This is a genomic window from Paraglaciecola sp. L1A13, assembly GCF_009796745.1.
Lineage (GTDB): Bacteria > Pseudomonadota > Gammaproteobacteria > Enterobacterales > Alteromonadaceae > Paraglaciecola.
Genome location: NZ_CP047024.1, coordinates 2879702 through 2903601 on the forward strand (window position 1 = coordinate 2879702; position 23900 = coordinate 2903601).

At 43.6% G+C, this 23900-nt stretch carries 19 protein-coding genes and 1 pseudogene; 12 read left to right on the forward strand and 8 right to left on the reverse strand.

The window, feature by feature from the left end; translation table 11 throughout:
- The first annotated feature begins 4 nt into the window (after positions 1–4).
- From purN to fadE, 3 genes are all read left to right on the forward strand, one after another.
- Positions 5–634 carry a phosphoribosylglycinamide formyltransferase gene (gene purN / locus GQR89_RS12050; protein WP_370461077.1) on the forward strand — a complete coding sequence of 210 codons (630 nt, stop codon included), beginning with the start codon at positions 5–7 and terminating at the stop codon, positions 632–634.
- Positions 594–1319, forward strand: coding sequence for a DUF3108 domain-containing protein (locus GQR89_RS12055; protein WP_158770277.1), 726 nt, complete (start codon positions 594–596; stop codon positions 1317–1319). The genes purN and GQR89_RS12055 overlap by 41 nt, the downstream gene beginning before the upstream one ends.
- Positions 1320–1525: 206 nt before the next feature.
- Positions 1526–3988: an acyl-CoA dehydrogenase FadE gene (gene fadE, locus GQR89_RS12060; RefSeq protein WP_158770278.1), complete on the forward strand. Its 2463-nt coding sequence runs from the start codon at positions 1526–1528 to the stop codon at positions 3986–3988.
- A 76-nt stretch (positions 3989–4064) separates the two neighbouring features.
- Here fadE and GQR89_RS12065 read toward each other — a convergent pair.
- The 3 genes and pseudogenes from GQR89_RS12065 to GQR89_RS12075 form a co-directional block, all read right to left on the reverse strand.
- Positions 4065–4160, reverse strand: a pseudogene (locus tag GQR89_RS12065) (IS3 family transposase); the annotation flags it as partial.
- Positions 4161–4176: 16 nt separating this feature from the next.
- Positions 4177–5796, reverse strand: coding sequence for a Na/Pi cotransporter family protein (locus tag GQR89_RS12070; RefSeq protein ID WP_233268952.1), 1620 nt, complete (start codon positions 5794–5796; stop codon positions 4177–4179).
- A gap of 252 nt (positions 5797–6048) precedes the next feature.
- Positions 6049–6702: a heme-binding protein gene (locus GQR89_RS12075; RefSeq protein ID WP_199271317.1), complete on the reverse strand. Its 654-nt coding sequence runs from the start codon at positions 6700–6702 to the stop codon at positions 6049–6051.
- A 386-nt stretch (positions 6703–7088) separates the two neighbouring features.
- Between GQR89_RS12075 and GQR89_RS12080 the strand changes: the two genes are divergently transcribed.
- Genes GQR89_RS12080 through GQR89_RS12090 form a run of 3 tightly spaced genes read left to right on the forward strand, consistent with a single transcriptional unit; the run spans position 7089 to position 10089 of the window.
- Positions 7089–7730 (forward strand): TetR/AcrR family transcriptional regulator, encoded by a 642-nt coding sequence (locus tag GQR89_RS12080; protein ID WP_158770279.1) that lies wholly within the window; start codon positions 7089–7091, stop codon positions 7728–7730.
- A gap of 24 nt (positions 7731–7754) precedes the next feature.
- Entirely contained in the window at positions 7755–8858 is a 1104-nt protein-coding gene (locus tag GQR89_RS12085) for an NADH:flavin oxidoreductase (protein ID WP_158770280.1), read from the forward strand.
- Positions 8859–8895: 37 nt separating this feature from the next.
- A complete protein-coding gene (locus tag GQR89_RS12090; RefSeq protein WP_158770281.1) occupies positions 8896–10089 on the forward strand; it encodes an MFS transporter in 1194 nt (397 codons plus the stop codon).
- Between the two features lie 230 nt (positions 10090–10319).
- Here GQR89_RS12090 and GQR89_RS12095 read toward each other — a convergent pair whose 3' ends face one another.
- Positions 10320–11066, reverse strand: a complete 747-nt coding sequence (locus GQR89_RS12095; protein WP_158770282.1) for an ABC transporter substrate-binding protein — start codon at positions 11064–11066, stop codon at positions 10320–10322.
- A 717-nt stretch (positions 11067–11783) separates the two neighbouring features.
- On the opposite strand from GQR89_RS12095, the gene GQR89_RS12100 reads away from it, so the two are divergent.
- The 3 genes from GQR89_RS12100 to GQR89_RS12110 all read left to right on the forward strand — a co-directional run bounded on the left by GQR89_RS12100 (position 11784) and on the right by GQR89_RS12110 (position 13785).
- Positions 11784–12179, forward strand: coding sequence for a DUF3718 domain-containing protein (locus GQR89_RS12100; RefSeq protein ID WP_158770283.1), 396 nt, complete (start codon positions 11784–11786; stop codon positions 12177–12179).
- Positions 12180–12620: 441 nt separating this feature from the next.
- Complete coding sequence (locus tag GQR89_RS12105; protein WP_199271318.1) at positions 12621–13658, forward strand: GGDEF domain-containing protein; 1038 nt, start codon at positions 12621–12623, stop codon at positions 13656–13658.
- Positions 13639–13785, forward strand: coding sequence for a hypothetical protein (locus GQR89_RS12110; protein ID WP_158770284.1), 147 nt, complete (start codon positions 13639–13641; stop codon positions 13783–13785). Before GQR89_RS12105 ends, GQR89_RS12110 begins: the two co-directional genes overlap by 20 nt.
- Before the next feature lie 26 nt (positions 13786–13811).
- Here the strand turns inward: GQR89_RS12110 and GQR89_RS12115 are convergent, their stop codons facing one another.
- From GQR89_RS12115 to GQR89_RS12130, 4 genes are all read right to left on the reverse strand, one after another.
- The gene (locus tag GQR89_RS12115; protein ID WP_158770285.1) at positions 13812–14711 is read right to left on the reverse strand and encodes an alpha/beta fold hydrolase; all 900 of its coding nucleotides are present in this window, start codon (positions 14709–14711) and stop codon (positions 13812–13814) included.
- 82 nt (positions 14712–14793) lie between these two features.
- Complete coding sequence (locus GQR89_RS12120) at positions 14794–16596, reverse strand: acyl-CoA dehydrogenase C-terminal domain-containing protein (protein ID WP_158770286.1); 1803 nt, start codon at positions 16594–16596, stop codon at positions 14794–14796.
- 47 nt (positions 16597–16643) lie between these two features.
- Positions 16644–17825 (reverse strand): acetyl-CoA C-acyltransferase, encoded by a 1182-nt coding sequence (locus GQR89_RS12125; RefSeq protein ID WP_158770287.1) that lies wholly within the window; start codon positions 17823–17825, stop codon positions 16644–16646.
- A gap of 36 nt (positions 17826–17861) precedes the next feature.
- Entirely contained in the window at positions 17862–19970 is a 2109-nt protein-coding gene (locus GQR89_RS12130; protein WP_158770288.1) for a 3-hydroxyacyl-CoA dehydrogenase NAD-binding domain-containing protein, read from the reverse strand.
- 263 nt (positions 19971–20233) lie between these two features.
- On the opposite strand from GQR89_RS12130, the gene GQR89_RS12135 reads away from it, so the two are divergent.
- The 3 genes from GQR89_RS12135 (at position 20234) to GQR89_RS12145 (ending at position 23677) form a co-directional block, all read left to right on the forward strand.
- A complete protein-coding gene (locus tag GQR89_RS12135) occupies positions 20234–21154 on the forward strand; it encodes a haloalkane dehalogenase (RefSeq protein WP_158770289.1) in 921 nt (306 codons plus the stop codon).
- A gap of 15 nt (positions 21155–21169) precedes the next feature.
- Complete coding sequence (locus tag GQR89_RS12140) at positions 21170–21937, forward strand: SDR family NAD(P)-dependent oxidoreductase (protein ID WP_158770290.1); 768 nt, start codon at positions 21170–21172, stop codon at positions 21935–21937.
- Positions 21938–22015: 78 nt separating this feature from the next.
- The gene (locus GQR89_RS12145; protein ID WP_158770291.1) at positions 22016–23677 is read left to right on the forward strand and encodes a long-chain-fatty-acid--CoA ligase; all 1662 of its coding nucleotides are present in this window, start codon (positions 22016–22018) and stop codon (positions 23675–23677) included.
- Positions 23678–23900 lie beyond the last annotated feature (223 nt).

Here is a 23900-nt window from a genome sequence, read left to right on the forward strand (position 1 = left end):
CAGGATCGTTGTGCTGATTTCAGGCAACGGTTCAAATCTGCAAGCTTTAATTGATGATATAGCAGAGCACAAAATAGCGGCAGAAATTGTCGCTGTTATTTCCAATAAAAAAGATGTCTATGGGTTGGAGCGAGCAGCCCAGGCTGATATTGCCAGTCACGTTGTCAGTCATAAAGACTATGCGACGCGTGAGGATTACGACACGCAATTAAACAGCGTTATAGCTAGTTATTCACCTGATTTAGTTGTATTAGCTGGATTCATGCGCATATTAACTCCTTGGTTTGTTGAACAATTTACAGGTAAGATGTTGAACATTCATCCCTCTTTGTTGCCAAAATACAAAGGATTAGATACGCATCAACGAGCCATTGATGCCAAAGATGAAGTACACGGCGCATCGGTACACTTTGTTACTCCTGAGCTTGATGGCGGGCCAGTTGTTTTACAGTCAAAGGTACCTGTTTATAGCGATGAAACAGCCTCGCAACTTGCATCAAGAGTGCAAGAACAAGAGCGCCAAATGTATCCATTAGTTGTCAGATGGTTCTGCCAAAAAAGACTGCTAATGCTTAATAATAAGGCATATTTAGATGGAAACGAAATACCAAGCACGGGTTATGCACCTGATTAGCAAACGATGGTTGGCGGGCCTTTTATTTATAGTTGGCTCGGTTGCTCAAGCGTCTGCATTGCCATCATTCGATGCTGAATATACGGCGTATCGTTATGGCAAAAAGCTAGGTTATGCATTGCTCAGTGTAGAGAACACCGAAAACAATACCTACCGCATGGAGTATCACTCGAAAGTTTCTCTGTTCTTCTTATCAGATAAAAGGACTGAAATTAGCGACTTCGCTTTTGTTGATAATAAAATTGTGCCTAAAAACTATCGCTATAGTCGTACCGGTACTGGCAGCAATAAAAGCACCAAAATCGTTTTTGATCCCAATAAAGCCGAAATTTTTGTAGACGATAAACCAGGAATTGCATGGCAGGATCAATTCGATAACCAACTATATCGTTTAGATATGCAGCAAAAACTAGCCCAAGGACAAAAAGAGTTCAGTTATAATGTCATTAATTACCGCGGCCAAGAACGTGACTATAACTTAAAAGTAATGGGTACTGAGCAACTCACCTTGCCCTATGGCATGCTTGAAGGCATAAAGGTTGAGATTGTCCGTCACAATTCAACTCGAGAAACGTTTGCCTGGTTTTCGCCTCAACTTAATTATCAGCTAGTACGGTTACAACAATTTAAAGATGATAAAGAGCAAGGTGATATTCAACTTAAAACGTTTGTTTTAACGCAATAAACTATCCTCATTGCAGTGGCTTAGTCAAGCCACTGCACATACCACGGTTTACACCCAATCAATATCCGACAAATAAGTACGCTAGATAATTAACCATTAATTAAAAAACTAATGTTATACACTTAATTCTAGTAAGCTAAAGCTTGATATTATTTTAACAAAATACTACCCTAAAAATCTGGTCTGACCTCTATCTTGGAGTCTTTATGCAAACGTTATTATGGACACTTATTATTATCGCCACCCTTGGGGCTGCGAGTTACTTCAGAATGAAATTAATGAATGCCACAATCGCTGTGGCCATCGCTATGTTATTGGGCAGCATATTGGGGCCCGTTGGCGGGTTAGCATGGTTAGTATTTTTGATCATTGCCATACCATTAAATGTTGAGTCAATACGTAAAAAATACCTAACGGCGCCTATCTTAGATACATATAAAAAGATTATGCCGGAAATGTCGAGCACTGAGCGCGATGCTATCGATGCAGGTACCGTATGGTGGGATGGTGAAATTTTCAGCGGCAATCCTAATTGGCAAGCACTGCACAGCATTCCACAAGCTCGTTTAACAGCCGAAGAGCGTGCTTTTCTGGACGGCCCTGTTGCTGAAGTTTGCCAAATGGTGAATGACTGGGATGTAACTCACAAAGACGCCGATCTTACTCCTGAGGTTTGGCAGTTTCTTAAAGACAATAAATTCTTCGCGATGATTATCAAAAAGCAATACGGTGGACTCGAGTTTTCTGCTTTTGCTCAATCTCGTGTTCTGCAAAAGTTATCTGGGGTTAGCGCAGTACTATCTACCACCGTAGGTGTTCCTAACTCATTAGGGCCAGGTGAGTTACTGCAACATTATGGAACTAAAGAACAGCAAGATCATTACCTACCACGTCTTGCTACGGGTGAAGAAATTCCTTGTTTCGCCCTAACAGGACCTGAAGCAGGCTCCGACGCAGGCTCACTGCCTGACACTGGTATTGTGTGCAAAGGCCAATGGGAAGGTAAAGAGGTGATCGGGTTACGGCTGACCTTTGACAAACGTTACATTACGTTAGCGCCGGTTGCGACTGTCGTCGGTTTAGCGTTTAAAATGTACGATCCCGATGGCTTAGTCGGTGACAAAAAAGACTTGGGTATCACCTGCGCATTGTTACCTCGTGACACCAAAGGAATGGAAATTGGCAATCGCCACTTCCCATTAAACGTGCCGTTTCAAAATGGTCCAATCCGAGGTAACGACATTTTCGTGCCTCTGGATTACATTATTGGTGGCGTTGAAATGGCCGGTCAAGGCTGGCGCATGTTGGTCGAATGTTTGTCTGTAGGGCGTTGTATTACCCTACCCTCAGCTTCTGCGGGCGGAGCGAAAAGTATTGCCTTGGCTACAGGCGCATATGCGCGTATTCGTCGCCAATTCAAAATGCCTGTGGGTAAAATGGAAGGTGTCGAAGAAATGCTTGCCAGCATTGGTGCTAACGCTTATCTCATGGACGCTGTCACCAGTTTAACAACTAAAGCAGTTGATTTAGGTGAAAAACCTTCCGTTGTATCAGCGATTTGTAAGTACCATTTAACAGAGAAAATGCGTCAGTTGGTCAACGATGCTATGGATGTGCACGGCGGCAAAGGAGTCATGCTTGGGCCAAATAATTATTTGGGTCGTGGTTACCAAGGCGCACCTATCGCGATCACAGTTGAAGGCGCTAATATCCTGACCCGTAATATGATGATTTACGGTCAGGGTGCAATGCGCAGTCATCCGTTTGTTCTAAAAGAGCTTTACGCAGCAAGTAACGAAGATAAAGAACAAGGCTTGAATGAATTTGATGATGCGGTCTTTGGCCATATTGGCTTTGCCATCAGCAATACCTTTAGAAGTATTTGGTTTTCATTAACAGGCGCTCGCTTGGCCGGCTCACCATTTGATGATGAAACCGCAGGTTACTATCGTTCCTTACAGCGTTTCAGTAGTAACCTAGCCTTGTTGTCTGACGTTTCAATGGCAGTATTGGGCGGTGAACTTAAACGCCGTGAACGCATATCTGCACGTTTAGGTGATGTATTAAGTCATATATATCTAGCTTCTGCTGTACTAAAACGTTATGACGACCAAGGACGACTCAAGGAAGATTTACCTTTGGTTCACTGGGCAATGCAAGACACATTATTCAGATTAGAAACAGCGTTAATTGAATTGTTTGAAAACTTCCCATCTAAGGTGCTAGGTGTGGTCCTTAAGGCTATGATAATGCCATTCGGCCGTGCATATCGTCGTCCTTCAGATAAGTTAGACCATGAAATTGCCGCAATATTACAAAGCCCCAACAGTTCGCGTACGCGTCTTGGTGAAGGACAACACTTCGGTGATAAAGATTGCTTAATGGGTGATTTAGAGCAAACGTTAAAAGATGTACTCGCGAGTGAGCCTCTTTTTGACAAAGTATGTAAAGCCGCCAAAGAACGCTATCCTTTCACAGGGCTTGATTTTATTGCCAGCAAAGGTATAGAGCTAGGTGTTATAACTGAGCAAGAAGCGGAGTTACTTAAGCGCACCGAAGCGGGTCGCTTACGTACCATAAATGTAGATGATTTTGATCCCAAAGAACTCATCGCTAATACTCAAGCAACAAAAGTCAAACGTCGACCTAAAGCATCTGACGCTGCTTAAGTGATAATGACTGACTGATTAGCCATAACGCTAAAACACAAAAAACGCTTCGTGAAGTGAGCCTATAAAGTTCGACTCACTTAGAAGCTGCTATCAAGGCCTGATTTCGATATTCAATCGAACTCAGGCCTTTTAGTTTCAGTTTTATACGTTTGTTATGGTAATAATCAATATCATCTTTTTTTCATCTACGCGGACTCGATGGATTTTTCAAACGTGGTAGCGACACTATCTTGATTAAGAGTAAGTGACGCGAAGCTATATAACTTGTCTTTCATGCGTTGTGAATAAGTAACAAAGTTGGTTAAGGCACCCGCATCTTCCCGTTTAGGATCAATAAGCAACAACAGCAAAGCGCGATTAGCGTCATCAATATTGTGCTGTAACGCTTTTGATAACGATTTAGCATTAATCACTTGTTTGTGTTCCATTGCATCGCCAATATCATCAAAAAATTCTAATGTCTGGCTAGATAAACTTCTCACAATAAGCAAAACATCGCTTTTCAGCTCGATGTATTGTTCCTTCATAATGCGTTTAGAATCAAACAGATCATTAATTGAGTCATGTATTTGAAACAAATAATCAAAACGATTTATAAGGGTCATCAGCTGCTTTGATTCGTCTTCTTGCTTAATGGCACTAACCACTTTTGAGAAGTAATGCAGGTATTCATTTTTTACAAACTGCGTGTATTCTAGGCGCTTACCTGCGGCTTCATAAACGCCATCATAATTTGTTTCGATACTTAAGGTGACTGTGTTGTAATTTTCCTGAAGAAACCGAAATAACTTAACCTGAGCCTCAGTAAACTTACCTTCGATTTCCGCGAAACCATCTTGTTCATCGTAAGTCGGTAGATTTAACCGCTCAAAATCCATTTTTCCCTCCCCCAGTAACATATCGACCATACGCGTAAATGGGCCTATTGCTAAGGTAAATATAAGACTGGTTGTGATATTAAAAATAAGGTGAATATTGGCAAGCGCAATCGCAGGGTGTTGATTAAACTGACCTAGCCTGTCGCCAAATAGAAATAACAACGGGGTAAATAGCATGACCCCACCCACATTAAACAAAAAATGGCTTAAAGCTGCTTTTTTAGCGGACACATCCATGTTGAACATGGCGATAAGTGCAGTAGATGTGGTACCTATATTTGCCCCCATAATCAATGGGACGGCATTTTCCAAACTCACCAACCCTTGCTGAGTCAGAATAATGGCTAACCCAGTTGTAACAGAGCTCGATTGCACTAATGCAGTAAACACACAACCTAGCGCAATAGCATACAAAGGATTATGTGCTTCAGTTAAGAATTTAAGCACACCAGGAGAATGTTGCAGTGGTTCAAGACTCGAAGAAATCAAGTTCAAACTAAAAAAGACAAAGCCGAAGTAGAAAATAGCCTTACCAAATATTGAATAGCGCGAACGCAGCAAACTGACAAAAAAACCTAAAATAATAAAAATGGGCGCGAAATAGGTCATCTTAAAGGCCACAAGTTGAGCGGTGACCGTTGTACCTATATTGCTACCAAAAATAATACCAACGCTGTTTTTAAAGGATAAGACACCCGCATTAACCAAACCAATCGCGATGACCGACGTCGCAGAACTAGATTGAATCACCATAGTCACAAGCGCACCTATAATCACACCAACAATAGGCCACTTGGTAGCATTACTTAACGATTTTCGAAAATGATCCCCAGCAAGACGTTCAATTTCTTTAGAAAAATTCTCTAATCCAAATATGAACAATATGATAGCCGTTAAGCCAGCCATTAAGACGTGCAAGTATTCCACTCGTATCCACCTAGTACACCACTTGTTTATAGAGTGTAATCAATTATTTGCAATAATGAACTGATGTGTGTCAATGAGCGTTAGTTAACATAGGGTATTACGCTTACCCTCGTTCCATAATGAAAAATAAAGATCGATTAACAGGGCGGTAGGCGTCACTCAGGACACAATCCGACGGCCTAAACAGAGATGCCTAAAAACGCTGCAATGGGTGCGATCGAAGAATGCGCAATAGGCGTTAAATTCCCATCACTACTTTACCTCTATCAACACTTCGTTCTTGCGAAACATAGGGATAGTGAACGGCCCATTGTAGCCCGCTTTAATGGCTTGACTTGTGGCCGTGTAACCATGTGCATCAATCCAATTGGTCAGGCGTTGCGTGTACTTTTGTAAATTGCTGTCACTGAGTGTGCCACTAAACTCAATGACAGCCACTTGGTAATTTTTGACTTCACTTACCTTTACGTCCCCATTTGTAGGCTTAGGAGTCGTTTGTAAGGTAAAATCGTTAGGCATGACAAACGACATTACACCACTGCCGGTATTGGCCGATGCACTATCGTCCATAAACACAGGGGCGGTCATTGGGATTTCAGTGCCCTTTTTCAGCATTTTATTGTCATCCATAATAACGGGCGCAGTCATGGCTATTTCAGCTGCCCCTTCGTTTTCACCACCAATGTAGGCAAATAATTTTCTAAAAGCACTATTGCCGCTGTCCTCGGACATGCTCGTTGATACCCACACCATTGAGGCATAATTACGCACCTGTATTTTCTGGCTGTCATCAGATTCTAAGAGCGTATAAGGTGCTGACGCTACTCCGTTTTCGCCTACCACTGAACACCCACCCATGAAAATCGCTAAAAATACCGAGGCAAATTTTGTTGATACAGATGTCATTGTGGCTCCTAACATAGTGTTGTTACTGAAATGATTTCCGTGCACTAAGCTGTCAATGCATTGCGTCGAGCATTCGCACTAGCCTAATTTGTATATTGATACGCAGATAGTTGAAAAAAGTTCTATGTCTGTTGACGACATTTCACACTTGGGGTTGCGGATCTAAAATGGCGCCCTTCAAACCACTCATATTCGACTTGTGAGTTTTTGTATATTTGATTGTTTAAGGTGATGAAATTTTAAAATTGACAGTGTCAATATAAAATATATTATGTTGGTTCACAGCTTCGAGTAAAGCCAACTTTACCCGAGAAATGCCAGCAAGGTTTTGTTGAGAAAGAGAATAAGCCCCATGATGTACCATCAACAATCAGTCAAGAGCTAGCATGCCTAAAGTGTTATCAGATGATGAAATACGGTGTTTTCGCAACCGCATGTGCGATCACGCGTTGGCTTCTTTTGCTAAGCATGGGGTTGACGGGATCTCTTTGCGTGGGTTGGCGGCAGATTTAAGTTGCAGTCGTACCACACCCTATCGTTATTTTAAAAATAAGGCGGACATTCTCGCTGCACTTCGCCAACGGGAGTTTGGGCGCATCGCTGACGCCCTTGAAGCGGCTTTGCTGCACGAACTTAATCCCAGCAAGCAGTTAGAGACATTGTGCAGTGCTTATTTTCAGTTTGCCATTGAAAATCCTGATTCTTATCGCGTCATGTATACCGTGGCCCAGCCTGATCCGTCCCAGTACGGTGAACTTGAAGCAGAGATATTGCGCAGTAGCGAGCCTATGCGGCGTATTGTTAATAATGGCCTGGCAGCAGGCAGCATGTTGGGCGATCCGATTAATATTTGTTATGTACTGTGGGCAGGTTTACACGGCCTGATCTCATTACATTTAGCCCACTTATTGGGAAATAAACGAGAAATTGACGAACTAGCCGCCGTTATGATCCGCTCTTTACTGCGCGCGGTAAGCGCTGAATCGAGCGAACTCGTTGCGACTGACCGAATTAACAAACCATATTGAATTGAAAAATTATAAGGATAAAACATGAGTAAAAATGTAGACGCGCTATTTAATCCATTCAGTCTTAAAAGCTTAACACTTCCTAATCGAATTGTGATGGCACCGATGACCCGTGAATTTTCACCCGGTGGTATTCCGACTGATGATGTGGCTGACTATTATCGCCGCCGCGCAGAAGGTGGAACGGGCCTAATTATTACTGAAGGTACCACCATTAACGATCCTGTTGCGACCATGGGTGAACGCATTCCACAAATCCACGGTGAGCAAGCCCTTGCAGGATGGGAGAAAACCGTTAAGGCAGTACATGGCGCAGGGGGTAAAATAATGCCTCAGCTATGGCACGTGGGCATGGCTCGTTCACCGAAAAAAGCGCCTTATCCAGAGTTGCCCAGTGTCGGCCCCTCAGGTTTGCTTGCTCCAGGTAAACAAGTTTCTGAACCTATGACTGCTGCGCAAATTGAAACCGTAATAAGCGGCTTTGCAAACGCAGCGGCTGATGCCATGCGTATCGGTTTCGACGGCGTTGAAATTCATGGCGCCCATGGTTATTTAATTGATCAGTTTTTCTGGAGTGGCACGAACCAACGCACTGATGAATGGGGCGGCAGCATGGCTAATCGCAGTCGTCTTGCTGTAGAGATTATCAAGCGTATCCGCGAAGCGACCTCGCCTGATTTCCCGATTGTATTTCGCTATTCACAGTGGAAACAGCAAGATTACACAGCCAGATTGGCAGAAACTCCACAGCTACTTGAAGAGTTTTTAGCGCCACTAAACGAAGCTGGAGTGGATATATTCCATTGTTCAACGCGCCGTTACTGGGAAAACGAATTCGACAATAGCGCACTTAATCTAGCCGGATGGACTAAAAAACTCACTGGTAAACCCACAATTACGGTCGGTTCAGTGGGCCTAAATGAAGACTTCTTCAGTGCCTTTGCAGGTAAGGGCTCTAATACACGTTCAATCGATGACTTGATTGAACGGATGGACAAAGGCGAGTTTGACTTAGTAGCTGTTGGTCGTGCCTTGATACAAGATCCTAATTGGGCCAATAAAATTCGTGACGGTAAGCTTGAAGAACTCGAGCAATACTCAGGCGAAGCGCTTACGACTCTGTCTTAAGATTGAATCGTAACGACAAAACTCACAAGTGAGCACTATGAACCAGACCCCAGCATCCATTGCCTTAGCTAAACGTACTCTGCTACTCGCCGTGGCTGCTATGGGTTTTGCCCAAACCGTACTATTCGCCATACTTGCCCCTTTAGGACGCGAAATTGGTTTGGTAGAAGTGCAAATTGGCGCCATTATTTCTTCGTCTTCATTGACCATATTTCTGATCAGTCCCCTTTGGGGGCGAGCCAGCGATGCATGGGGCAGACGAAAGGTGTTGTTAATTGGTTTATTTGGTTATTCTGTGGGCACCATGCTGTTTGCCGGTGTATTTCAAGCCGCTCTACTGGGTTATCTTATCCCCTTAACAGCGCTCGTACTATTGATTGCCACTCGCGTGGCGAATGCCACCGTTATGGCTGCGGTTTCCCCCTCTGCGAATGCTTACATGGCGGATATTACAACCGTAAAAGATCGCATTAAGGGCATGGGCGCACTAGGCGCTGCAACTAACATTGGGTCTATATTAGGGCCGGCAATAGGGGGCTTACTTGCCAGTATTAGCTTGATCACACCACTTTATTTTTCAGTGTTGCTGACTGTGGCGGCTGGTTTACTCGCTGTTTACGCCCTACCCGTTCTACCCAAGCCTATCCATATTCGAAAGCCACAAAAACTGAAGTATACCGACCCTAGAATTTTTCCATTGGTGGTCGCAGGTGTAATGCTCTTTATGGGGTTTGCTATTGTGCAGCAAACCATCGCCTTTCGTTTTCAAGACATGCTAGGGCTCGATGGCACCCAAACGGCAAAAATTGTCGGCATTAGTATGATGTTCTCGGCTGCCGCTGCCCTACTCGTGCAATTATTAGTCATACCGCGGCTTTCTGTTAGACCGTTCGTACTGCTTAGAATATCTATGCCTATGATGATGGTCGCGTTCGCCATTATGGCTATTAGCGAAACACAAAACATGTACATGTTAGCTATGTGTATTCTAGGTTCAGGAATGGGATTGGCCGGACCCGGCTTTATGGCTGGTGCCTCGGTTGCCGTATCATCTGACGAGCAAGGTGCCGTCGCTGGTGTCGCCGGTGCATGCCCGCCGTTAGGCTTCACCGTAGGCCCGTTATTGGGCACCTATCTTTACTCGATAGATGGCTCACTGCCCTATTGGTTTGCGTTTGGCTGCTACTTCTTATTATTTTTCGTTACGCTGAAGTTCAAAGACCGGAAATAGTTACTCTAAACAGTAGAGTTAACTTAAGGCAGTACGCTGCAACTACAGCTGGGTTAATGCTCTACTGTTAGTCTTTTTTGCAATATTTATAACGCATAAGAAACAGCAGAAAACTGGGTTAATAATGCTAACTTTATTTTCAAATAGTTAGTCTCATAGCCAGCAAATATAATGTTCCTAGCATTAAAATACCTACTACGAGTCAAAGCACCTATATTCAAACGCTAAGCTCATTCATAAATTTGCTGAGGCGGCTTAGCTCCATATCGTTCAAAATATTGATTTATTTTGCCACTTTTTCGGTATTCCAACATTCGTTCAGCCACAGCATCATAAATGCGTACCGCTTTGGATTTTTTGGGAATACTGATGTAAAAATGGTTGATAAAGCTATCGACAAAAGTAGCCTTCTCAAAACGAGCAGCAAACAACTCGGCTCTTTGGGACGCTGATGTTACGGCTATATCAATTCGCCCACGTTCGAGCATCGCTAATAACTGCTTGGTTTCACCCACTAACGTGAGTGTTACGGGACCAATATTAGAAAAATGAGGGGAGTAATATGCGCCTCTAATAGCACCGATATTCACTTTCTCTAAATCGGCGTAAGATTTTATATCGTCTTTAAAGTTTGGCGACTTGTAAAAAGAAAGGGATCGAATATCGTAACCATAGGTAATAGGAAGCAAAACAGATCGTCGCTCTGGAATCATAGAATGACGGATCAATAAGTCTACATTGCCTTTTTGAGCTTCTCGATAAGAACGGCTCCAAGGTGCGTTTAACCAAATAATGTCATGCCCAAGATCACTAAAAATATCGATAACCAGATCAGGCACTATACCAACACACTTATTTCCATCAAAGAACAAATCAGGCGGATAATTACGACAATGGGCGCTAAATGTATCCGCAAATGAATGCGCTGGCAAAAAGCCAATTAGAACAAACACACAAATTTGTACATATTGTTTCATTTCACACACACATCCATTTTCTTATCGTCGTTCGGACTTGTTCCGTCACTTTGGATTTGAGTTAAATTATTGTTCGTCCAAACTATTTTTCATCAAGTAATATACGTTCAGGTGTTAACCCATTGGGCATACTAGCTAGCTAAGCCCGTTTATTGTGTAAAATAAATACATCTGATCGTCTAGAACTTTCTTTCACTTCAGCATAGTCGAATAGTGCTTATTGTTTGCTGTTATTTAAAAAATTCATTTTGAGGGGACATAAACCTTACGTTTAAACAACAAGCTGCGCTTGCTTTGGATAATTTAAAATCGTCGCACTCGATTGTACTTAAGTGCCGGTAATGTCGATGCCTAACAATCGAAATACTTCTTTGCTGACATCCAGATACTCTTGCTAAGCTGAAAGACTATAACTTACTTGATTTAAGCATTTAGCTATCACGTTACATAGTCCTTATGCATCAGTGAGTTAGACTCGCGGCGCATGCTTTAATGGTGCGTCGCTAAGCATTTCCGTTATCACTTTTTCTTATCTATGTCCTTGTAGAAGCCTGTTATCAATGAACGTATCAATTGTGCTCAGGCACGATGGGGGCCAATAAAGGTATTGAGCATTATACCAAAGTATCGAGCTGTAGATTTTTTAATCAATTAAAATAGCGTTTAATGCGCTCAACGAAACGAGATTAAACTACATTAAGAACCGAGGAATTGACCATGTTGAAAATTGTTAAAACTTCTATCGCCATCGCCGCTACATCTATTATTTTTGCTGCGCCGGCTCAAGCAGACGTAACTGAAGCATTGCAGAACATCTGCACTATTGTTAAAGCTGATGATAAAGGCGAATTACGCAAAAAAATGAAACGCGTTCAGTCAGACTACCGCCTTAAACTACAAGATTATTATTCAGGTATCAGTTGTGGTGGCAATAGCTTGATCCGCACAGCCATGTTAAACGACGCAATTGAAACGGGTACCTTAATGGTTAAAAAAATGCCTAAAAGTGACTTAAGCACGCCTGAACAAGACGGCAAAACCGTTGTGGCTTGGGCAACAGAAAATGGTTTAACCAATTCACCGATTGTTGCGGTACTAAACGACCGTATCTAACGACCGTGTTTTACAACCGTATCAAACAATATTACTTATTGATGCACGCAGTGGGCTCATCGACATTTTCAACATGATTCAGGTGTTATATTCCCAGACAAAACCACCGAGTAGCGCTACTTGGTGGCTAGAAAAACGGCCTCTCTTAGGGCTTTTTTTTTGACGGCGCGACAACGCTTGGTTTACCAACAAATAATTATTATGCTTAATTGCACAACCCGCTAATACACGCTGCTATAGAATCCACTTTTAACGACAATTGTCAGCCCAAAATATTGATAACAAGACCATTTATCGTTATGTTAAAATTTGAACTTTGAGTCTCGATAATGAATTTATCCGAGTACAACAAGCATCTCTCACCTAATGCGTATGCTAAAAGCAAAAAGTTAAGCTTTACTCTGCGCTTATTTCCTCAGGCCAACGTTGTATGAGATACAAATGACGGATCAGTTAGTTCAGAATTTCCAGTACCGACGTGATGTTATGCGGGTGCTACTTATTATCACCTTTATTGGCGGTTGTATTTTTTCTGCCGTCAATTTTCAACGCGGTCTATGGCCATTAGCGCTTATAGAACTGCTGTATGGATTGTTCTCTTTGTGGCTATGGCTGCGGATATTGACCACCGTGTACTTCCAAAAATGGGTCACTATTTATGTCGTGCCATTTTTTGTCATCATGATTTACGGCTTGTCAGTGCCCCAATCATCTGAATCGATCTTCGTATGGATTTTAACCATTCCGGTTATCTCGTATCTGTTGATGGGACGAAAACAAGGTTTTTGGTTTTCGTTGACCTTTATCCTTTTTGGCATTGTGGCTTACCACTGGCGTTTTATTAACACAGAACACAATTTTTCCCTCAATGTGGCCATATCGGTTAACGTGATATTAAGTTCATTTTTAATGATGACGTTCGCCCATGTTTACGAGAAAAACCGTGAGCAAAACGAAGACCGATTATTGTCTCTTGCAGGCACTGACCCGCTTACGGGTCTAGCTAATCGTATGAAATTGAATGAAAGTTTCCAGCGGATAAGTGCCTTGGCCGCTCGCCATGATGATCCTTTAACCGTAGTGTTGTTCGATTTGGATTTATTCAAAACCATCAATGATGTTTACGGTCACGCTGTGGGTGACGGAGCCCTACGACACGTAGCTAATTTTCTGCAACAAAATACCAGAAAGTCAGATTTACTCGCGCGATTTGGCGGAGAAGAATTCGCCTTATTAATGGTGGCCACTGATATAGAAAAAGGTCATCAACAAGTCAATGCATTAAGAAAACTGCTTATGAAGACCCCGTTTACCACTCCAAAGGGTGATATTTACATCACCTTGAGTGCCGGTATATCGAGCTTTGGGCAAGATGGGCATGACCTAGATAAACTGCTTGATAAAGCAGATAAACGTTTATATTACGCGAAAGAAAACGGCCGCAATCAAGTGATTTCCCATGACGGCGCAAACGGCTAACAGTGCTAACAGTGCTAACAACGGCACGTTAAGCCCAGATAAAAATCACTACAATGCCGCTCAAGCAAGCTTGATGTTTACTCAGTTAGGCACGTATGAAACCGACATATTGAACGCGAATAAGTGATAATTATCAGTGTAACCACCACGTATTTACTCTACTAAAAATCGCGCAATACTGGCGTTTACCTCTTCCGGTTTTTCGTGATGAAGCCAATGTGTGGCATCACTAAAGCGTTGTATACGACAGTCAGGTACATACTGTTCAATCCCATCTAGAATACCTGTCACAAAGGCTTCATCTTGCTCTCCCCATAGGACTAATGTGGGCGTAGCAATACGAATATTAGGAATTTTCAAAGCATATTCCGTCGTAATATCCGCCTGTGCTTCAGGCGGTAATTGCGGCATAGCGCGATAATATTGCAGCATACCGTTAACGGCCCCGGGTTGCTTCCAAGCTCGCATATATTCAGCCTTCTGACGCTCAGTAAACTGGGTATTGTGCATGCCAGAAAATAACATATCTTTGAGCATGGCAAAGTCATTGTGTTGCACAAACTCGACTCCATTTTCAGCTACCAGTTGGTGAATGTAAGCACTTTTTTGGCGCTGTTGGGGGTTAGTGGCCATCTCACGAGTAAACGTGCTCGGATGAGCAGCATTCAAAATAACTAACTTATTAAAAAGTTGCGGATGAAATGCCGCAAGAGGCCATGCTATTGCCCCGCCCCAATCGTGAGCGATTAGGTTAACTGGTGCGTCCGGACTTATTTTCGCAACGAACTGAGCATACAAGGCAATAAGATTCGGTACGCTGTAAGCCTCTTGTGATTGAGGTTTATCGCTCAAATTGTAGCCCATCAAATCCGGCACGATGACACGATAATGCGCGCGAAAGTGATCAATTTGCGCCTGCCAAGTTCCCCAATACTCTGGAAAACCGTGCAAAAAAATTAAGGTTTGCGTGCTGTCTTGCGGGTTGTGGCACGCCGCTTCGACGTAATGCAAAGATACGCCGTTGATATCAGCGTAATGATGGCTTATGGGCATGGTCTATCCCTTTAATAAAAAAGGCGAACACTTTTCTAAAGAAAAGGTTCGCCTTTACTTATTCTTATGAATAATTGCGTTATTAAGCGCTTAGGTCGAACTGCTCGACTGGCATACTCATTAAGCTGTCTGAACCGGTTTCGATTGCAGATACCAATGAACGAGTGCGGGTTAACAAACGGTCAAAGTAAAACTTAGCCGTATGTAACTTCGCTTGGTAGAACGCAGCATTATCTGTGCCTGCATCTAGCTTCTCCTGCGCCAATACAGCCATCTTCAACCAGAAATATCCTACTGTGACATAACCTGAATACATTAAGTAATCTACTGAAGCAGCACCTAATTCGTCTGGGTTACTAGCTGCACGTTTGGTGATATCAGCGGTAATTTGCTTCCACTCATCTAAATGCACTTCGATGGCGTTTGACCATGCGTTGAACTGGCCTTTGTCACGAATACTTAAGCAGTAATCACGTACCTCTTGGGTAAATACGTCAAGCAACTTACCATTTGAACCGACAACTTTACGCGCCAATAAATCGATTGCCTGAATACCTGTAGTACCTTCGTACATAGTACAAATACGCGTATCACGAGCAAGTTGTTCCATGCCCCATTCTTTAATAAAACCATGTCCGCCATATACTTGCATACCGTAGCTAGTCGCTTCTTGCGCAGTTTCGGTTAAGAATGCTTTAACGATTGGCGTCAAAAATGCCAATTTCGCTTCACTTAACTGTTTGTCAGCTTCGTCTTTGCTGTATAACGTGATATCAACTAATTTCATGGCGTAAATGGCTAACGCGCGATTACCTTCGGCAAACGCTTTTTGAGTTAACAACATACGGCGCACATCTGGATGCACAATAATCGGATCCGCTGGGCCTGCCGGATTTTGCACACCTTTCATGGAACGGAATTGCAAACGGTCTTTAGCGTATGCAAGCGCACCTTGGAATGCCGTTTCGCTTGATGCCAAGCCTTCAAGTCCTGTGCCGATCCGGGCAGAGTTCATAAAGGTGAACATGCAATTTAGACCACGGTTCTCAGTACCGATTAAGTACCCTTTCGCGCCATCGAAGTTAATTACGCATGTCGCTGAACCTTTAATACCCATTTTATGTTCAATGGAACCACAGGTAACGGCGTTACGATCTTCTTTTTCACCTTCAGCGCTCACGTTAAACTTAGGAACCGCGAACAAAGAAATACCTTTCGTTCCTTCTGGTGCACCAGGAAGACGCGCAATAACGATATGCACGATATTTTCTGACATATCATGCTCGCCGGCTGAGATGAAAATCTTAGTGCCGGTTAGGTTATAACTGCCATCTGCGTTCTTTTCAGCTTTGGTTTTTAGCATCCCCAAATCTGAACCACAGTGTGACTCGGTCAAACACATGGTGCCTGTCCACGTTCCTGCAACCAATTTATGCAAAAACATTTTTTGTTGTTCTGGCGTACCATGAGCTTCAAGTGTTGCCATACAACCTTGGCTCAACCCTGGGTACATCGCCCAAGCATGGTTCGCACCTGATAACCACTCACCTAACGCTGATGACAGTGAATAGGGTAGTTCTTGACCACCAAATTCCGCTGGGTGTGTCATTGAAGGCCATCCGCCCTCAACATATTGCTGATACGCTTCTTTAAAACCCGTTGGTGTGGTCACCACTGAGTCTGTCCAAGTACAACCTTCTTCATCACCAATTGCATTAATCGGCGCAATTACGTTTTCGCTAAACTTAGCCGCTTCTGAAAAGATGGCCTCGACCATATCCGGAGACGCTTCTTCGAAACCGAGATCAGCATAATGCTTTTCGAATCCCAGTAACTCGTTCATAACGAATAATGCGTCTTTTTGCGGCGCTTTATAACCTTCCATCGTGTAACCTCATTGGGTTTTAGCGCCTCTTGCGAGGCGCTTAAAATTTAGTAGACTTCGAATAAACCAGCTGCGCCCATACCGCCACCAATACACATGGTGCATACCACGTATTTGGCACCACGGCGTTTGCCTTCGATAAGTGCATGACCCACCATACGCGCACCACTCATGCCGTAAGGGTGACCAATTGAAATTGCCCCGCCATTAACGTTAAGCAATTCATCAGGAATACCCAACTTATCTCGGCAGTACATCACTTGTACGGCAAATGCTTCATTTAGTTCCCACAAACCGATATCGTTCATGGTTAAGCCATGTTGCTTAAGCAATTTAGGGATAGCGAATACTGGACCGATGCCCATTTCGTCCGGTTCACAACCTGCAACCGCAATACCTCGATAGGCACCAAGAGGCGTTAAGTTCTGTTGCTCAGCTAATTTCGAGCTCATAATGACTGTGGCTGATGCACCGTCAGACAACTGACTTGCGTTACCCGCAGTGATGAGACCACCTTCGATAACAGGCTTAAGGCTTTTTAACCCTTCAAGCGTCGTTTCAGCACGGTTACCTTCATCTTTACTCAAGGTAACTTCATGAAAGCTCTCTTCTTTGGTCTCGCGGTCAACAACAACTTTAGTGGTTGTCACTGGCACGATTTCATCGTCAAATTTACCTGCAGCTTGACCCGCCGCGGTGCGCATTTGGCTTTGTAATGCGTAATCGTCCATTGCATCACGGTCAATACCGTAGCGTGCAGCAACGACTTCGGCCGTTTGCAACATAGGCATATAAATATTTTTATGCAATTTAGCCAACGCAGGATCAACCATGCGATGGGTATTCATGTATTTATTTTGCACTAAGCTTATCGAATCAAGACCACCCGCAACCATTATTGGCACGTTGTCAGTAATAATGTGCTTAGCGGCTGTCGCAATAGCGTACATACCCGAACTACACTGGCGATCAAGCGTCATACCTGCAACCGTGACGGGCAAACCACCAGCCAGACCTGCTAAACGACCGATATTCATACCGCCGCTGCCTTGAGTTAAGGCGCTACCCATAATCACATCATCAACTGATGCAGGGTCAATACCGGCTCTTTTTACTGCTTCACGGATGGCATGACCACCTAAGCTAGGTGCTTCAAGGTTATTGAATGCGCCTTTATAAGCACGGCCAATGGGTGTTCTTGCGGTGGATACTATGACTGCTTCTTTCATAATTTTTCTCTTGTTTTGTAATAGGTTAAGTAGGCGTTACTGTTTGAAATCTGCAAAGCGTTTGCCTTGCTCAGCGAGCTTTTTCAATAGCGGCGCTGGTTCAAACCAGTGACCACCGTATTCACCTAATTCATCACGATATTTGCACATCGCGTCGTAAACTTTTTTCAAGCCAATTTCATCGGCATATTGCATAGGGCCACCACGATAAACAGGGAAACCATAGCCGTATACGTAGATAACATCGATGTCGCTTGATTTAGCAGCAATGCCCTCTTCCAATATCAACGCACCTTCATTGATTAATGGGAAAATGATGCGCTCTAGAATTTCTTGATCTGAGATGTCACGTTGCGGAATACCTAAACGTGCCGCTTCTTCTTTCGCCATTTCAACTACTTCAGGATCTGGCACTGGCGTTCTATTGCCTGGTTCGTACATGTACGCACCGCGGCCTGACTTAAGCCCCACGCGACCTTGTTTTACCAAACGGTCAGAGACCACGCAGTAACTAGGATCATGCTCAATAAACTCGCGACGTGACTCACGTACGTAGTAACCAATGTCTAAACCTGCCATGTCACCCATAGTGAATGGGCCCATAGGTAAGCCAAAATCATAAATAACTTTGTCGACTTGCTGGGGTGTTGCACCTTCTAACATTAAACGCGCTGCCTCACGGCCATAAGGTTCGATCATGCGGTTACCCACAAAGCCGAAACATACGCCAACCAGTACCGCGACCTTGTTAATTTTCTTAGCCATCTGCATAGATGTTTTAATCACTTCGGCAGAGGTTTTTTCAGCCTTAACCACTTCAAGCAATTTCATTACGTTTGCAGGGCTAAAGAAGTGCAAACCAATCACGTCTTCAGGACGTGAGGTAGAAGCAGCGATTTCATTGACATCCAATGTAGAAGTATTAGAGGCCAAAATAGCACCTGGCTTACATACTTTATCAAGTGCGCCAAAGACTTCTTTCTTAACCGACATTTTTTCGAACACGGCTTCAATAACTAAATCGACGTCGCTTAGGGCCGCATATTCAGTAGAGCCCTGTAGTAGCGCCATTCTATCTTCAACAGCTTGAGCGGTAAGTTTGCCTTTTTTGGCAGAGTTTTCGTAATTTTTACGAATTAGCGCTAGGCCTTTATCAAGAGCCTCTTGCTTGAGCTCAAGCATGATGACCGGGATACCCGCATTCGCGAAGTTCATGGCGATACCACCGCCCATAGTGCCCGCACCGATAATACCGACCTTTTTAATATCACGAACCGGCGTCGATTTATCGTAGTCACTTACATGTGAAGCGGCACGTTCAGCAAAGAAGAAGTGTTGCTGAGCACGCGCTTCTTTTGAGCCCATACATTCCATAAACAACTCACCTTCGCGAACCAAACCTTGCTGAAACGGCAATGAAACTGATGCTTCAACAGCTTGAATACAACGTTCTGGGGCAAAAAAGCCGCGAGCTTGCTTCTTCAGGCCTTGACGGTACTGAGCAAAGAGTTCATCAGGCGCGCTGGCTTTATCAATTTCAATGTCTGATGTTTTGCGTGTTTTCGCACCATCCGCAATAACCTTCTCAACGAATGCCATGGCTTCAGTTAATAGGCTGCTTGGATCTTCAACTACTAGGTCAAACACACCATTAAGCTTGCTGGCTTTTTCTGGGCGCCCCGACACTATCATATCTAGGGCTTTTGGCACGCCTGCAAGGCGTGGTAGACGCTGAGTACCACCAGCACCTGGTAAAATACCTAAATTAACTTCCGGCAAGCCAACCTTATTACTGGCAAACGTCACGCGGTAGTGACAAGACAGAGCAACTTCAAGCCCACCACCAAACGCAGGGCCATTAAGCACTGCTATAATTGGCTTAGTTGCATTTTCTATAACGTCTAATACTGTAGGTAAATGCGGTTCAAGGTTACCCCCTGAAAATTCACTGATGTCGGCGCCACCAGAAAACAATGCCAATTTAGATGAGATAACAATGGCTTTCACTTGCTCGTTGTCTAACGCTTGTTGAATATTTTCGATTAATCCAACGCGCACTGACTTGGATAAAGCATTAACCGGTGGGCTTTGCATATACAAAACCGCGACATTTCCTTGTACTTCAGCTATCACTGCTTGACTCATAATGACCTCTTACCAGATAAATTAGTAAACGAATACTAGGTCAGGGAGCTTAATCATCCAAATTTATTGGTTTTATATTTGTTAATAATCTTAACTGATAACGCAGGTATTCCCGTTAGCATTTAATTATTCATTAAATTCATACTTCTGCATTAATTTAGGCGAGTTGACTTTTACAAGGCTAAATGATTTTCTAATAGCTCATTTACAAGTTTAACAACGTGCTTACATCGTTTATTCAAGCACCAATTGGAATAACGCCTATGCAACATTTACGTACCCCAGACAGCTGTTTTAAAGGCTTGTTAGGTTATTCGTTCAAGCCCCACTACATTAACGTGGATGACTTTGAAGGGGGTGAATTGCGCATGCACTACCTCGACGAAGGTAACAGAGACGGTGAAGTAATATTAATGCTTCATGGCGAACCATCGTGGAGTTATTTGTATCGAAATATGATATCGCCGTTAACGGAACAAGGTTATCGCGTTATTGCACCAGACTTAATTGGCTTCGGTCGCTCTGATAAACCAACCGAGCGTGGCGACTATACATTTCAGCGCCATTTGGATTGGATCCGCAATATATTAACCCAGCTATCATTAAGCCAAGTAACGTTAGTATGCCAAGACTGGGGTGGTTTGTTAGGCCTGCGTTTAGTTGCCGAACACCCTGAGATGTTTGCCAGAGTATTAGCAGCTAACACTATGCTACCCACCGGGGATCATCCTCCAGGTGAAGCCTTTATGAAGTGGCGTGTTTTTTCCCAAGAGGTGCCTGAGTTTCCAGTAGCTGGCATTATTAAAGGCGCCACCGTAACTGAATTATCTGCTGACGTACTTGATGCTTACAATGCGCCCTTCCCTACAGAAGAACACAAAGCAGGCGTACGCCAGTTCCCACTGCTGGTGCCTATTAGCACTGACGACCCACAAACTGACGCGAATCGACAAGCATGGCAAATGTTGCAACAGTTTAAGAAACCCTTTATTACCGCATTTAGCGATAGTGATCCTGTTACCGCTGGCGGCGACAAAATCATGCAAAAGCTTATTCCTGGTACGCAAGGTCAATCTCATACGACGATCACACAGGGTGGGCATTTTTTACAAGAAGACCAACCTGTGCAGTTAGCCAAAGTGCTTTTGCAATTTATTAACGACAACCCCATTTCAACGAATTAGAAGCGAGTATTTAACATGGATTCATTATTAGATTTTAGCGGACAAGTGGCATTAATTACCGGTGCAGGCAGTGGTTTCGGCCGTTTACTATCAAAAGGCTTAGCGGAGCGTGGTTGTAAACTTGTGATCAGTGATATTGACCCTAAAGGACTAGCTGAAACAGTTGAGAGTCTGAAGGAATTTGCTGACAACATAGTGGCCCAACACTGCGATGTGTCAAAAGAAGCAGACTGCAAGGCCATGGTTGATAGCGCTATGGAAAAATTCGGCCGAGTTGATATCGGTGTTAACAACGCTGGTATAGCCCACAGCATGGCGCCTATGCATACCCTTGACGAAGCAACCATGGACAAGCAAATAGCCGTGAACGTAAAAGGCGTGATGTTCGGCATGAAACATCAAATTGAAGTGATGCTAAAACAAGGCAGCGGCCACATTTTGAATGTGAGCTCTCTTGCCGGTCTTGGCGGCGCACCTAAAGGCGCAGCTTACGCTGCTGCTAAGCATGCCGTCATCGGTTTGACCAAAACTGCCGCCATTGAGTATGCACGTAAGGGGATTAGAGCTAATTCAATTTGCCCTTTTTACACACCAACTAACATCCTAAATATCGATGGTGAGATTTCCCAAGAGGGTATTAACCAATTAGCTGTGGGTTGCCCAATGAAGCGTTTGGCCACACCACAAGAAATAGTCAATGCCATGCTGTTAGTACTGTCCCCCGGCAATACTTATATGACTGGTCAATCAATAGCCCTCGATGGCGGTGTTACTGCTTGGTAGTGCCCCAATAGATTATCGTTAAATACCGATTTAAAAAGGGCAATCTGATTGCCCTTTGACGTGAACAAGGAACCGCAAATGCAAGCACTTATGATGAAGTCACAATTGATGATTTCAAACATTTTAAAACATGCCGAGAAGAACTTTCCCAATCGTGAAATTGTCTCCGTTACCGCAGATAACCCTCGTCATCGTTATACTTATAAAGATTTAGCCAATAGAACACGCAAATTGGCAAATGCGCTAGAATCGTTAGGGGCGGAATTTGGCGATCGTATAGGTACTCTTGCATGGAACGATTACCGTCATTTAGAGCTGTATTATGCCATTTCAGGCAGTGGTATGGTGTGTCACACTATCAATCCAAAATTGTTCCCTGAACAAGTGACTTACATTATCAATCATGCCCAAGACCGATTCATTTTTGTTGACGTATTGGTTATGCCACTTGTTGAAGCACTTGCGCCACATTTAAGCAACGTGGAAGCTTTTATAGTACTGACCAACAAAGACAATATGCCTGAAACAGCGCTTGAAAATGTATTGTGCTATGAAGAGCTGATTGCTGATAAATCTAGTGATTTCGAATGGCCGGAGTTTGATGAAAATAGCGCCAGCGGCATGTGCTACACATCTGGCACTACAGGTAATCCTAAGGGCGTTGTATACAGCCACCGTTCGACGTTATTGCACGCTTTTGCGGGTGCCTTACCCGATGTAACTAATTCTTCTTGTCGTGAAACTTGTCTGCCTGTTGTGCCTATGTTTCATGTTAATGCTTGGGGTTTACCGTTTGGTACCATAATGACAGGCACTAAATTAGTTATGCCTGGGCCTAAAATGGGTGATGGCGAAACATTACAAAACCTAATTGAAACTGAGCAGGTCACCTTTAGTTCTGGCGTACCCACTATCTGGTTAGCGTTGCTCGATTATTTAGATAAGAGTGGCAAAAAAATTCCTTCCCTTAGTCGTGTATCCGTGGGCGGCGCAGCCTGTCCACGCACGATTATTGAACGCTTTAAATATGACTACAACACCATGGTATATCAAGGCTGGGGCATGACGGAAACAAGCCCTCTTGGCACCATTTTTGGTTTACAACCTGGTATGGAAGACTACACCGACGATCAAATAACCGACCTACAAGCTATGCAAGGCCGTGGCGTGTTTGGTATCGAGATGCGTATTGTTGATGAAGACAACAATGAACTACCCTGGGACGGAGTGGCATTTGGAGCACTAAAAGTACGTGGTCCTTGGGTCGTAAGTGGCTATTATGGTATGTCGCAAATTCCCGGTGAAGAAGGCTGCCCCGTGGACGATCAAGGCTGGTTTGAAACCGGCGATGTGGCCACTATCAATCCACAAGGCTATATGCAGATCACGGACCGCACTAAAGATGTGATCAAGTCAGGCGGTGAATGGGTAAGCTCAATAGACATTGAAAATGCCGCAGTTAGTCACCCAGGTATTGCTGAAGCTGCGGCAATCGGCCGATACCATCCTAAATGGACTGAACGTCCACTGCTTATTGCTGTGCGTAAGGAAAGCATGGAAGCCTCAACGCTAGATATATTGTCGTTCTTAACAGATAAACTACACAAATGGTCATTACCAGATGATGTAGTGTTTGTAGATGAACTACCTCATACCGCTACGGGTAAATTAAATAAATTGGCTCTGCGCAAGGCTTTCGAAGAATACGAGTTCCCGAGTCCACCTCATAAAGTTGACTAACATTTGAATTTAATTAACACCATAAAAAGGCTCAGATGAGCCTTTTTTACTATCTGTAGCACAATTTTTCAGAACGATATTTCACCTCTGTTGCAAACGAAACAACTGTTAACGCTTTGAAAGTTGCATTTTTGTAATTTTGCCTTACTCTGCCCGTCAGTTAGCACATTCTAAGCGCTGAATGTCGAGCATAGTGTCCATCTGACACCGTTATTCGCGCCTC

Coding starts and splice junctions, on each gene's coding strand:
- GQR89_RS12130 (WP_158770288.1), bottom strand. CDS start 19,970: ATGAGTCAAGCAGTGATAGCTGAAGTACAAGGAAATGTCGCGGTTTTG.
- GQR89_RS12105 (WP_199271318.1), top strand. CDS start 12,621: ATGACGGATCAGTTAGTTCAGAATTTCCAGTACCGACGTGATGTTATG.
- GQR89_RS12125 (WP_158770287.1), bottom strand. CDS start 17,825: ATGAAAGAAGCAGTCATAGTATCCACCGCAAGAACACCCATTGGCCGT.
- GQR89_RS12100 (WP_158770283.1), top strand. CDS start 11,784: ATGTTGAAAATTGTTAAAACTTCTATCGCCATCGCCGCTACATCTATT.
- GQR89_RS12115 (WP_158770285.1), bottom strand. CDS start 14,711: ATGCCCATAAGCCATCATTACGCTGATATCAACGGCGTATCTTTGCAT.
- GQR89_RS12120 (WP_158770286.1), bottom strand. CDS start 16,596: ATGGAAGGTTATAAAGCGCCGCAAAAAGACGCATTATTCGTTATGAAC.
- GQR89_RS12095 (WP_158770282.1), bottom strand. CDS start 11,066: ATGAAACAATATGTACAAATTTGTGTGTTTGTTCTAATTGGCTTTTTG.
- GQR89_RS12090 (WP_158770281.1), top strand. CDS start 8,896: ATGAACCAGACCCCAGCATCCATTGCCTTAGCTAAACGTACTCTGCTA.
- GQR89_RS12075 (WP_199271317.1), bottom strand. CDS start 6,702: ATGACATCTGTATCAACAAAATTTGCCTCGGTATTTTTAGCGATTTTC.
- GQR89_RS12145 (WP_158770291.1), top strand. CDS start 22,016: ATGCAAGCACTTATGATGAAGTCACAATTGATGATTTCAAACATTTTA.
- GQR89_RS12140 (WP_158770290.1), top strand. CDS start 21,170: ATGGATTCATTATTAGATTTTAGCGGACAAGTGGCATTAATTACCGGT.
- GQR89_RS12085 (WP_158770280.1), top strand. CDS start 7,755: ATGAGTAAAAATGTAGACGCGCTATTTAATCCATTCAGTCTTAAAAGC.
- fadE (WP_158770278.1), top strand. CDS start 1,526: ATGCAAACGTTATTATGGACACTTATTATTATCGCCACCCTTGGGGCT.
- GQR89_RS12080 (WP_158770279.1), top strand. CDS start 7,089: ATGCCTAAAGTGTTATCAGATGATGAAATACGGTGTTTTCGCAACCGC.
- GQR89_RS12135 (WP_158770289.1), top strand. CDS start 20,234: ATGCAACATTTACGTACCCCAGACAGCTGTTTTAAAGGCTTGTTAGGT.
- GQR89_RS12055 (WP_158770277.1), top strand. CDS start 594: ATGGAAACGAAATACCAAGCACGGGTTATGCACCTGATTAGCAAACGA.
- GQR89_RS12110 (WP_158770284.1), top strand. CDS start 13,639: ATGACGGCGCAAACGGCTAACAGTGCTAACAGTGCTAACAACGGCACG.